The organism is Robinsoniella sp. KNHs210 (genome assembly GCF_000686105.1).
GTDB lineage: Bacteria > Bacillota > Clostridia > Lachnospirales > Lachnospiraceae > Robinsoniella > Robinsoniella peoriensis.
The window spans coordinates 1,065,724-1,078,898 of the sequence record NZ_JMLZ01000001.1 but is presented as its reverse complement, the minus strand read 5'-3'; the positions used below and the strand labels follow the sequence as shown (position 1 = coordinate 1,078,898).

The following is a 13,175-nucleotide window of genomic DNA, read 5'->3' as shown; positions in this document are numbered from 1 at the left end:
TCTCTTAACACAAATTTTATGTTAGATTTGCTACAATGGCCTCATCAACGAAAAAGTGAGGTATCGAAATGAAAAAAAAATTTGTCATTATAATTTCATCCCTATTGATTCTTTCTCTTGGCGGCTGCAGTTCCAAGCCTTCGGAAGAAAAAATAAAATCTGCTCTGGATGAAGGTACTATTACCGTAGAGGATGCAAAAGAGAAGGGATGGATTGATGATGACTGGATAAAAGCGAATTACGAAACAGTGGAAGCAAAATCAAAAATTTACCTGTTTGATCCCTTTGAAACTACATATCTGGATGGAACACCCGCTTCTTCCAATATCATTGAAGGAGAAACATGCCTGGTCTTTTTTAATACCCAGGGTGAGGAAACGCTGGAAAAACTGCAGGTTTTCAACGATATCTCTGATGAAATGACGACTGCCGGCGTTCCTGTTATTGGTATTATCACGGACAAAGACTTCGGCGCGGCAAAAGAGAAACTGGCAGATATAAAGTTCCCCATAATTGTATACAATGATTCCATGCAGCAATCTTTAAAGAGCTATGAAGAACTTATTAACTCTGATCTGGTATCCATATTTACAAAACAAGGTGGCTTTTATACTGCCTGGAACAGTAATCCCGAAGGGGACGAATTACTGTCATTTGCAAGGAAGTTGAAAGATGAAGAGTAAATATACGGTAGGTACCTTATTGCTGGCTATTGTCCTTATCTGTATTGGTGCCTGCCGTGGCGAAGCTTACGAAGTACTCTCAAAGGGAATAAACTTATGTCTGGAGTGTGTGGGTATTGGCTAAGAATAAAAATCGCTGGAAGATACAGGCAGGCGCCACACTGCTGACGAATGCCCACATTACAGGCTTCTTTACCGGTAAAATCTACAAAGGAAATTTAAAGGGGATCTGCGTTCCCGGCCTTAACTGCTATTCCTGTCCCGGAGCAGTAGGTTCCTGCCCAATTGGTTCCCTGCAGGCGGTGATTGGTTCCTCAAAATTCAAATTTTCCTACTACATTGTAGGCCTGCTGATTTTGTTCGGTGTGCTGTTTGGACGATTGGTATGCGGCTTTCTATGTCCTTTTGGCTGGTTTCAGGAGCTGCTTCATAAGATTCCCTCTAAAAAATTCAGCACAAAAAAACTTGCAGCACTAACCTGGCTTAAATATGTTATATTACTGCTGTTTGTCATCATACTGCCCATGACTATCCTAAATGAAGTCGGTATGGGAGATCCCTGGTTCTGCAAGTGGATCTGTCCGGCAGGAATCTTAGAAGGTGCGATTCCTCTCTCTCTCGCAGACAGCGGCATCCGGGCAGCACTTGGTGCCTTATTCACATGGAAAAGCTGTTTGCTGGTTGGAATTATAACTTTATCCATCTTTTTTTACAGACCATTCTGCAAATGGATCTGTCCGCTTGGCGCATTCTATGCCCTGTTTAATAAAATATCCTTCTATAAGTTTCATATTGATCAGGATAAATGTAACAGCTGCGGAGCCTGTACAAAGGTTTGTAAAATGGATGTGGAAGTCTGTAAGACCCCAAACCACCCGGAATGTATCCGCTGCGGTGACTGCATCCGCACATGCCCCCGGAGTGCAATATGTAAAAGTATCAATTTAAGAAAAGAGGACAAGGTTTGAAAATAAATAGAAAAAAATTATTGTGTATTACATTAAGTGCTGTATGCATGCTTTCTTTAGCTGGCTGCGGCAACTCGGATATAGAAGCTTCGAAAGAACCATTTCCTGAATTTGAAGGTGTGGATTTTGAAGGAAATAAAATTACCAATGATATCTTTAAAGACTACGATGCCACCGTCATTAATTTCTGGACAAATGGCTGCGGCAGCTGTATTGCCGAGATGCCGGAATTAGAAGCCTATTTTCAGGATTTCAAAGATATCAACGTTAACCTGATCGGGGTGGCTGCAAGTGCCGGAGAGTCGGACGAATCGAAAGGGACGGCAGAAACAATTCTGAAGGAAAAAGGAGTGACCTATCCAAACCTTATTCCCGATAACGCAAGCAGCTTTTATCAGGATTTTATTGGTGAAATATCCGGATATCCGATGACTTATATCGTGGACAGCGAAGGTAATATGGTCGGTGCTCCGCTGGTTGGGGTTGTGAAAAAGCAGGAAGAGAATTTGATGAAACGGTTAGATAAGATTATTCAGAAATAATGAATTATAAGCTTCGAGATATCTTGATCAATAAAATAGGAACCATTATTTCTGTCCTACAAAACAAATATCATATAATAAATGATCGCATAAAAACATATTCGGGTAAGTACTTGCGAGGCAGTTCTTTCTCATGGTAATTGCTTACAAAGCGAATCTTTCTCATGTCTGAGTGTTAATTAATATAACCTGAAAAAATATCCGGGAAATCTTTAAATAATAAAGAATTTCCGGATATTTTTATATGTGGGTGTGACACACGTTTACCCGAAGCATAAGAATCGATTTCCGGGTTCAAGCCTCAATCCTTAAAACTTCGTCTAATAATCTTACCACTTCTTCCTTTCTATCTCGGGATACCACACAGTAATCATTCAGACAATCCTTTTCATCCATCGTTTTCATTGCATTTCCTTCCTCATCATCTACCAGCACATGATAGTACAGACGCTCCGGATACTTCCCGTACAATGCAAGAAAATCATCTAAATCCCCGATTACCTCAATTCCCTTCCCGGCATTATATATTTTTTCATAGATCTCCATCCAATGCCGTGCGCCTGGCTGTCCTGCGCCGTAGACCCACTGGACCGCATTGATATCTTCTTTTAACAAATAGTCCAGGTGGTTTAGATTTCCAATTCCATCTAGGTGGTATATGGTATTGGTAAAATATTTGCTAAATTTCCGAATATCCGGCAGCCCGAACTCCGCAAACATCTGAGGGCTGATCATATATGCAAAATCGTCCTGCAGGATATAGGACGGATCTTTGCTGTAAAGTCCTCCCCAGTCGCTGTATCCCGGATTTAACGGCTTTAATACGGAATTAAGATCCTCATAGGCTTCCTGAAATGCCTGGTAGACCTCCGTCTGCAGGCGGTGCACTTCCTCCGGCTCATCCATCAGCTGGCACATAAGTTCCGTACTGTCCGCGAAGATTGCGGCTACATCCTGGGGCCCGCCCAGATCGGGCATGGACATCAGTACCATCCCGCCCCACTTTTTCTGTCCTGCGCGGTAAATATCCTTGATACGTCTGACCCATTTATTTTCCCTGTCGTATTGTATATGGATATCCTGAATTTCTTTTCTTTCCTCCGGAAAATACCAGACGCTTCCTGTACTGTTATCCATCCTGGCCCCGCAGAATCCCGCCAGTGATCCCGGTCCGAATGCCGCCATGTTCACAAAGGGGAATGCATCCCCCAAAAACTCACTCTGGGATAATTCATAATCCAGGGCATCTATTAATTCTTCTGCACTATATTGAAAATCATGGCATGTTTTCTGGGAAAGCAATGGAACCGGGGGCTTCTTCCGTTCTGGCTCAAAGGCATGTTTTACTGTAACCTTAAACAGCGGCCTGCCTAATTCCCCTTTCCACCATGCACTGTAATTTTTCTCTGTCTCTGACCAGCGTTCTTTGCTGAAATGTATGCTCATTTATAATTCCTTCTTTCCCGGCATTTTCCTTGTTTCTGTGTCTGCAGGCCACATGGGCCTGCAGCTGAACTAAATACTAAAATTTTATTTTCTTACTGTCAGAATACGAACTATAGATTCTCTTGCTTCCCGCCTTATTGTATCCTCTTACTTTAAACCGGTAGGATCTGCCCTTTTTCAATCCGGATTTGGTATAGGAAGAAACTTTGGATGATTTTGTAGCTATCTTCTTATAATCACCTTTATTTGTCTTCATATAGATCACATATCCGTCCGTTCCTGACCTTCTGCTCCAGTTAATGGTGACTTTTCCTTTTCCGTCTTTCTTTACTTTAAGCAGATGAGGTTTTTTCGGTGCCGTTGCCGTGGTCATTACGGATGAGCAGGAGCCATACTTCTTTTCTTTTCCAAGCTGGCTGTATGCCTTTACCTTGTATTTGTAGTCTGATGCTGATTTCAGTCCCGTATCCACATAACTCGTGGATGCTGTAGTCTTTATTTTTGTCCATTTCTTTGCAGTGCTGTTATATCGGTATACGACATAGCCCTTGGCATTCGATGCTTTCTTCCAGCTGATCTGAAGGCTGCCTGACTTATGTCTGGATGCTTTTAATCCGGTTGGCTTTCCTGGTTTCTTCAGGATCAACTTGCTCCACTGTGCATAGACAGTCGTATTTGCGTTTAACCTGCATACTTCGCCTTCCCTGATCTGGGTTCCGCCCGATGCTGCGGTAAACCAGCCCTTGAAGGAATAGCCTTCTCTTGACGGAACCGGAAGCCTGCCATATGCTGCTTCCTTTGTTACCGTAATCGAAGCAGGGCTTACTTTTCCGCCTCTTGGGTCAAATGCTAACTTGTAAGTTGTGATTACTGTCTTTTGCTCAAACTCTGCGGTGACGTTTACGTTCTGTTCCGGCATAACGAAGCTGCTGCCGGTCAGTTTCACATTTCCATTATTGACCTTCAGACTTCCTGCTTTCAAGAAATATCCGTCATTAGGTACAACCGTCAGCGTAATTAATTCTCCAGCTGCCGCTTCCGGTTTGTCTGCTGCAACGTTTCCGTGTTCCATAGCCGGATCTATTATTACTTTAAACGTTTCTGCTGCCAGCTGTTCAAACTCTGCGGTAATAATTACATCCTGTTCCGGCATAAGGAAGCTGTTATCTGTCACTTCCACAGCGCCGTCATTAACCTTCAGGCTTCCTTCTTTCAGCTGATATCCTTCTTCCGGTACAATCGTCAGCGCAACCATTTCTCCCGCTGCTGCTTCTGATTTATCCGCTTCGACTTTTCCGTGTTCCATTGCCGGATCAATTGAAATTGTATGCATCTCTTCTGTCGTCTGTTCAAACTCTGCCTTAATCGTTACATCCTGCCCTGGCATAACAAAGCTGTTATTTGCCACTTCTACGGCACCGTCATTTACTTTCAGGCTTCCCGCTGTCAGCATATATCCTTCTTGCGGAATAATCGACAGTGTAACTGTCTCTCCTTCTGCTGCCTCTGTCTTATCTGCCTCAATTCTTCCGTGTTCCATAGACGGGTCAATCGTAACTGTATGCGTTTCTGCAGACAGCTGTTCAAACTCTGCCGTAATCATTACATCCTGTTCCGGCATAAGGAAGCTGTTATCTGTTACTTCTACTTCACCGCCATTCACTTGCAGACTTCCCTCGGTCAGCAGATATCCCTCTTCCGGTGTAACCGTCAGCGTAACTGTATCTCCTGCTGCTGCCTCTGTCTTATCTGCCTCAATTCTACCGTGTTCCATTGCCGGATCTATGGTGACTGTATGCATTTGTGCAGGCTGCTGTTCAAATTCCGCCGTAACCATTACATCCTGTTCCGGCATGATAAACCTGTTGTCAGTCACTTCCACATCACCATTGTTAACCTTCAGGCTTCCCTCTTTCAGAATATAGCCTTCATCAGGTTCAACGGTCAGGTTTACCTCTTCTCCTGCTACCGCTTCCGTCTTATCACTCTCAATTTTTCCATTTGTCATATTGGTATCAATTGTAATTTCATAAGATTGTACTGGTACTCTGTTATTCGGCATGAACATACGTATCCAGTGAAAATTGAGCCAGTCGCTCTGTGTAATTGCCAGATCTTGTATTCCCACAGGGCATCCTTCTGATATACTCTGGTCTGTGACTACATAATTCGCCCAGCTTCCGCTGCTGAGTGATACAGAAGAGAACACTTCACCTGCAGCAGATCCGGTATGCAGTTTCAGGATATTTCTGGCATTCGGATAGCTGTATTTTACCTGATATTTTTCTATACCATTTTTAAAGTCCACTTTCTTATAGAGGATATAGGCATCTTTTCCCTGAAATGCCACCCCGCTGACTCCATCAGCAGCTGTAGAACTCTTCTCATCAGCCTCGGCACCTTTCAATTCAACGATAGTACCGTCATAAACCATTACCGGTTTCTCAGCTTTTATAGAATGATCAGAATTTAATACTGCCTTAATGACAAGATTCGTTTCCTTTTCTTCCGGTATACCAACTGTTAATACTCCGGTTGCCTCATCTATGGAAATGTTGGCAGCATTTCCATCCAGTTCCCAGGTAACTGCCTTTTCTTCTGTCCTGTAACCCAGATCATCCAATGTTAATGCGGTCAATGTATATTCTGTTTCCCCGTCCTGAGGTGCACATACAATATCCTCACCGGACAGCTCCAGGCTCTGAACACTTGATCCTGCATCCTTTTGTGAAAATTGTAAATTAACCAGATTTAAAGCTCCTGGATTTGCAACAATGTATAAGTCATGGATTCCTTTCACCTGTTCCGGATTTACATCAATCCAGGATTGTCCGGAAATTCCCCATGCTCCTGTAGTTTCGCAATCTACTCTGCCAATCAATGGACCTGTGCTGGAATCCAATCGCAGGTCTATGCTTCCAACCCTTGATAAATTTCCTGTCTCATAGACTGCAGTGAACCTTTTTGCCCCTTCTTTGAAATCCACATTCTTAAATGCAACGTAGCTTCCGTTTTTATCCATCCCGGCCTTGGTTCCCTGGTTAACAGCACCATTTCCATAAGTATCTGCCGTTACTGCATCTGCCTTTTCATACAGATCTCTCGTTTGAATGGCCGTCTTATGAACACTTACCTTCACATCCTTAGTCAGATTTTCTCCATTAACTGATGCCTGTATCCGAATCTCAGCTTCACCTTCTGCCTGTGCCTTAAGAAATCCTCTGTCATCAACAGTAACTACTTCTTCGTTGCCGGATTCATAGCTGATATTTATCGGTAATACATAATGTCCTGCCGAGGTCTTAGCCTTCACATCAATCCATGCGGTGTCATTCTTTTCCAGTACCAGGTTCACGTCATCTGCAGTCAATTCCGCTCCCTGTTCTCCTACATAGATTGTATACTGGTCTCTCAGACCTTTTCCTTCTGCCGTTATGACTGCGGTTCCCGGAGCAATTGCTGTGACCAGCCCATTTTCTCCTACCGAGGCAATTGATTCGTCACTGCTGGCAAAGGTTGTCCCTTCCGGATTTTCCACGGAATAGCCTTTTTCGGTTCTCATTGATACCGACATCTGAATCGTTTGACCCGGATTGACTGCCGCAGATGCCTGACCGTTATCTTCAGCCGATATAAATAATGTTTTCGGTGTATCGTTCTTATCACCATAACGGAATTCCGGCAATAATCCAATTCCGCTTGTATCTATTGGAGAAATTCCAATTGCCATTGCCGGTGAGTCTGCTTTTAAGCGGTAATCACGATTTTGGGCATCCACAAACTGCGGATCTTCCATGATACTGTTTTGGTCATATTTATGCTTATTTTTACTGCTTTGCTTCCAGTCTGACAGGCTGAGTTTGCTGCCCAGCACCTCAAATTCCGCCTTGCCCTTTGCATTGAAGTAGAGGTTATTGTCCATAACGCTTAGAGAATCCAGCGCTGCTGTACCCGATACATTATAGGACCCATCATCAAATTTCAGAAGAACACGATCTCCCGCTCCGTCTTCACTCCACGTACCGTTATTATGCAAAGTTCCGCCTGTATTCGAATAAACAATATTATTTTTGAATGCCATGCCTCCGCTCGGCTCAATATACGGCCCTATATTTGCTGCACCATTATAGGCGTATCCAATATCAAACACATTATTTGCCACATAGTTGGAGATACTCTTCATCATCGTTCCCGCGTTAACTGAAACTGCATTTTCATCGTATATAACATTGTTGGTTACCATAGTGTGATGGGTGGCATCGTCCGTAAAAATACTATGTCCCCTCCAGCCGGTAGTCGCTACCCCACGGTATGCATTATAGATAATATTGTGGTCGATCCAGTTGTCCCGTCCGGTTCCCCAGCCTTCAATTCCTCCGCCGTCACCGGAACGGATACCGGTATTGAATATGGTATTGTACCCGATATAATTATTCATTGTCTGGTTATATTTCCAATGATCTTCAAACGGTACATCTACACCGATTGCAGAAAAGACACCATACCTTACACCCTTCATGGAAATTCCATAACGTGGAACTTCTGAAATATTATTATGCGTAATCGTATTATCTCCGCTGTTCATGAGATAAATCCCAGATCCATGGCTGACGAATTTCCCTGCATCTTTAATTCTATTGTTGGTAACCGTATTGTTCTTGTTGATATAATTTAAGCTTCCGGGATTTTCTCCTATCATGAAAATTCCCGCATATCCGGTATCCTGGATATCATTTCCGGAGATTGTATTTTCCTGACTGTAATGGTTCATCACTACCGCCATATATCCGGCATTCTTCAGAATACAATTGCTTACGGTAACGTTGGATGTATTGTCCAAATCAACAATACCTTTCAGGTTGCTCTCATATTCCTCCGTCTTGTCACCTTTGCGACCGGCATGTGCCAGCAGATTTTCCCCGAATCCATTCATTTCCAGCTGCAATCCGTCAATTGTAATATTCCGGACCGGATTTTCATTTGTTCCCTGCAGATAAAAAATTCTGTCTGTGGACGGTGCAATGATTTCACTGTTTTCCGGCAACGTTCCATCTAACGGTTTGTAGTAAAGCGTGCTGCCTGCAATCGCCCATTCACCCGGCTCATTGATATATTCCTTTGCACCCTGCAGATACTGCACTCCTCCGGAGAATTGCCCCCCTGGAAAATCGGTTGCCAGATTGCTGCCATTTACTGAAGTTACTTTCAGCACTTCGCCAAACCAGCTGGTAGCACCTCCTAATACAGCCTGCATATGTGACTGATCCTCAACCTTAACATTCTGCCACTTCACTTCTTTGGCATTTGGCAGGCGTTCTCCATTTGCAAACAGAGAATAAAATCCTTCCCGACCTGTAATATCAGCTTCATAAATGCCGTCCCCGTCTTTATCTGTCCATCCGGTAACGGGAGAACCTCCTACAACACGTACTTCTTCCTCTTCATAATTTTTATAGGTAATTCGATAAGTATCATCACAATCCTCCGGACCGATATGAACAGCATCCTTCAGATAATAGTTTCCACCTCTCAGGATTACCTGCACATCACTGTCCAATCCTTTTGCCACCAGATTGTGCACGGCCTCCTGTGCCATAGCCAATGACTGATAAGGCGCTTCAAAAGAGCCATTGCCCGAGTCATCGGAACCATCCGGTGATACATAGATCCGGTTTCCATCTGCTGCTGCTAATCGGAATGAAGCAGTGACCGTTACATCTTCACCCGGCATAGTGAACAAGGTATCTGTAAGCTGTTTACCGTTTACTTTCAGTGATCCCTCTTCATATGTATAGCCTTTATCCGGCTTCACGGTAAGGAATATCGGTTTTCCCTGGGCCGCCTGGCTTTGATCTGCGGTAACAGTTCCGCCTTTCATAGATTCATCCACATGGATCTTATATTGCTTTGGCTGAGAAACTCTCACATTATCAACGGATATATAATCCTTGCCATACCCGAATCCGATACCTCCATAGGTAAGAGATTCATCCTCAATTTCTGCAAACAAGCTTCCGTTCAGATAAATACGAAGTGATTTTCCCACACTTTCCGCCCGCATACGGTAAAGCGTTCCTGGTACCGGATTTTCCTTCATTTTTACAGCTGCAAGCTGCGTCCAGTAATTACCATCCGCCTTCTGAAGTTCCATCTGCTTTTGTCCATTTGAACGAATCAAAAATTGATAGAATTTTCTTCCCTTTTCCGTGGATGCACGTGTGATTAACCCGAATGCTGAATAGTTCTCTGCACCCGGCTGCAGATCTTTGAATGTAATGTCCGCTTCTACTGCATAATCGTCCCAATTCTTATTATTAAGTCCTACATAATATTCACGCCAGCTGCCGGAAGGTTCCCATTTTCCATCCTTTACAACAGCATCCGCAGGATTTAAATTTGTCTGCTTTCCGGACTGATCCGTCCACCGGTCACTAATGGTTTCATTTTCAAAATCATCACTGAACAGCATATTCAGTTCCCGCGTGTTAATTTTCAATTCTTCACTGCGCGGACCTTCTCCGGAAGCATTTACTCCCGCTATCTGATATGTATAAGTTGTTTTCTCTTTTATCTGGCTGTCAAGGAAGCCCTTGCCTTCCACATTTTCTCCTATCAGTGTATAGTCTGCTTCCCCCTCCGCTTTCCGATATACATTTACCCTGTTCTTTGCCACAGGAGTCCACTGTACAAGAACGGCATCAATATCATTTGTCAGCTTTGCATTACGGAGCACTTCATCCGGGGCTGATTGTTTTGCCGTCTTAAATGACACAGCATCACTCACCTGGGGAGTGCCTAAATATTCTCTGGTCGTCACACGGACATAGTATGAAGAATCATACTCCAGCTTATCCGTAGTCGCAACGCTTAGGCGGGTTTCGATTGTCTCTGCAATATTTTTAAATGCTTCATCTGTGGCGATTTCTATCTTATAGAGAGAAGCATTTTCACAGTGATTCAAAACGATTGTGGTTGGAATTTTAGCATTTTCACTGCCATTTTCCGGGCTGAGAATTGCAGGCTTTTTCGTTTCTGCCAGCTTATATCCCCCCATAGCATCCTGCACGTTATCCAATACTTTTTCCTTTTGCACATCATATCCTGCGGGAACCTGAGGGAATTTAGCGTAGACATTATCAACGCGCCTGTTTGAATACGGTGCAAAGGATTTATCAATCGTTGCATTAAAGTTGCCTGTACAGAGATTATTCTGTAACGTAAACCCGATTGCCCGGTCATCCATGTACTGCCAGAATACCCATGTTCTGGAGCCCTCCAATTGTTCCTTCAGTACATTATAGGCATACACATTCCCCAGTCCGCAATACCAGGAATATAATGCACCTCCGTCATCCATGGACTGTGAATAATCTTCTAAGATATTATATTCAGCCACATTTCTTTCCGAATGCTGATATTTTTGTGCCAGATTTCCAATGGAAAAATATTCTCCGTTACTACCGTCCAGCTCGCTTTGGGGCAGCTGGTTCAGATCTTCAAACCGAATGCCGTACTGGCTGCTCTGTCTGCCGAACATATCATAAGCTGCACGTGTATCCGGTTTTGTCCTGCTGATTGAGTTTTCATCAGTTCCCACAATGGAAATACCCGCATAGGGAGCCCCTGCAATATAATTGAATGCCATCGTGTTCGTGCCGCTTCCAAAAACACCTAATCCGGGTGCATGCTGATACGGCGCCACACCCATGTTATAAATAGAGTTGTACATCACGATATTATTATAGTTTACATCAACAGTTCCTACCCCGTATCCATAGAGCTGCACACCGCCGCTTCCCAGATCGTGCATCTGATTATGAAGGATTTCGTTATTCTGACCGTAGTGGTTCACGGTAACGCCATAGCTTCCTGAATGCCGTATTTCATTATTGATTAAACGGCAGTTTCTGGTTCCGTCAAAGTAAATGGCAGCATCCGGGTTCTCTGCATTTCGGATGATCCAGTCTTCTGGAAATTCATTCTCCGGCAGACGGTCTGTATACTGGAACGTAATTCCGTCAAAGGTCAGATACTCTACCATATTTTTGAAATCTTCATCAATGCCGTCACCCTGAAGACGCAGAAGCTCATAGGGTTTTGGAGCTGCAATTTCATCCGTATTAATTGTTTCCTCATTCTTAGGCCAATAATAGACCTTTCCCGCCTGGCTGTCGATACACCACTCACCGGGCTGATCCAGATATTTCAGAGTATTGATGATATTGTAATAGCCCTCACCAGTACCAAAATGGTCCGGCCAGAAATTGGAGGGGATCTGGGATTGGAGATATGCCGTATTATTACTGGAATCAATGTGTTTTACAAGGGGAATCGTATTCCAGTACATAACAGGAAGCAGAACCACTTCTACATCCTCATTTCCGTCAAGGCCATCCAGCTCACCGTCCCCAAATACAACCCGCGCGCCTTTCTCAGGATCATAACTAAGTGGTGCCCGTCCGTAAAACACAGGCCAGTCCCGCCACTTATCCGTATTGAAGCTGCGCGATACCTGCTGACGCTCTCCATTTACATACAAATCATGGAAACGCCAGCCCTGATCTACATCAGCCACATACAGCTTTCCTTCTGCCGCCAGATTCATGCCCTCCACGTCTTCAGCTTTTCCCCAGCCTGTAATTGGTACCTCGCCGGTAATGACCGCTTTCCCTTCGTTTCTGGCTTTATATACAATCGGATTCTCCTGTGTACCGCTGTCCTGTGGTGTGAATACAATTGTCTCCTGTTCATAATACTTCCCGTCTTCTAACAGGACTGTGATTCCGCCATCCGGAAGTTGATCCAGTCCACGAATCGTGTCTCTGGCTGCCTGGATTGTCTGAAAAGGCTGTGCTTCCGTACCCGGATTGTTGTCAGAGCCTTGTGGTGACACATAATAAAATGTCTCACATTCTTTGCTTTGATAAACTGTTACCTTGCATTGCGCCGTTTTTCCGGCATAATCTTTATGTACTGCCTTTATAATTGCCTCACCAGGTTTGACCGGGGTTACGCGGCCTTCTCCATCAACAGCTGCAATGGACTCATCAGAGCTGCTCCACGTAATCTTTCCGGTACCGCTGGGTTCCGTGTAATATCCCGTTGTCAGATATAAAGGCAATGGATAACCGCTTTCCATATTTATACTGATTTCCTGATAATTCAGCAGGAACCGGTCTGCTACAGCCACAGATTCTGCTGCTGTATTCGAAGCTGCTGCTGTATTCGTAACTGCCGTCGTTTCCGGGACTTCTGTAGTTTCCGTAACTGCCGTCGTTTCCGGGACTTCTGTAGTTTCCGTAACTGCCGTCGTTTCCGGGACTTCTGTAGTTTCCGCGACTTCCGTCGTTTCCGGGACTTCTGTAGTTTCCGCGACTTCCGTCGTTTCCGAAGCTTCCGTCTTTTCCGGAGCTGCTGCATAAGACGTTAACGGATTTAAAACCATAAATACTGATAATACAAGTGCTATCACTCTCTTTTTCATCCTGGGTTTCCTCCATATTATATAGTGTTTTACTGCTTTCGGAACCTTAGTA

6 protein-coding genes are annotated in these 13,175 nt (G+C 44.0%); 4 read left to right on the top strand and 2 right to left on the bottom strand.

Features of this window, described 5'->3' with window-relative positions:
- Positions 1-68: 68 nt before the first annotated feature.
- Genes CD03_RS0104110 through CD03_RS0104095 form a run of 4 tightly spaced genes read left to right on the top strand, consistent with a single transcriptional unit; the run spans position 69 to position 2,193 of the window.
- Complete coding sequence (locus CD03_RS0104110) at positions 69-683, top strand: hypothetical protein (RefSeq protein ID WP_242849035.1); 615 nt, start codon at positions 69-71, stop codon at positions 681-683.
- Positions 673-807 (top strand): CD1871A family CXXC motif-containing protein, encoded by a 135-nt coding sequence (locus tag CD03_RS38765; RefSeq protein ID WP_255348059.1) that lies wholly within the window; start codon positions 673-675, stop codon positions 805-807. Before CD03_RS0104110 ends, CD03_RS38765 begins: the two co-directional genes overlap by 11 nt.
- Complete coding sequence (locus CD03_RS0104100; RefSeq protein ID WP_027292543.1) at positions 800-1,651, top strand: 4Fe-4S binding protein; 852 nt, start codon at positions 800-802, stop codon at positions 1,649-1,651. The genes CD03_RS38765 and CD03_RS0104100 overlap by 8 nt, the downstream gene beginning before the upstream one ends.
- The gene (locus CD03_RS0104095; RefSeq protein WP_027292542.1) at positions 1,648-2,193 is read left to right on the top strand and encodes a TlpA family protein disulfide reductase; all 546 of its coding nucleotides are present in this window, start codon (positions 1,648-1,650) and stop codon (positions 2,191-2,193) included. The genes CD03_RS0104100 and CD03_RS0104095 overlap by 4 nt, the downstream gene beginning before the upstream one ends.
- Positions 2,194-2,487: 294 nt before the next feature.
- Here the strand turns inward: CD03_RS0104095 and CD03_RS0104090 are convergent, their stop codons facing one another.
- Both CD03_RS0104090 and CD03_RS0104085 read right to left on the bottom strand, forming a co-directional pair.
- On the bottom strand, positions 2,488-3,639 hold the full coding sequence (locus CD03_RS0104090) for a hypothetical protein (protein WP_027292541.1): 1,152 nt from the start codon (positions 3,637-3,639) through the stop codon (positions 2,488-2,490).
- 76 nt (positions 3,640-3,715) lie between these two features.
- Positions 3,716-13,123, bottom strand: coding sequence for an InlB B-repeat-containing protein (locus CD03_RS0104085; RefSeq protein ID WP_027292540.1), 9,408 nt, complete (start codon positions 13,121-13,123; stop codon positions 3,716-3,718).
- Between the last annotated feature and the right edge of the window lie 52 nt (positions 13,124-13,175).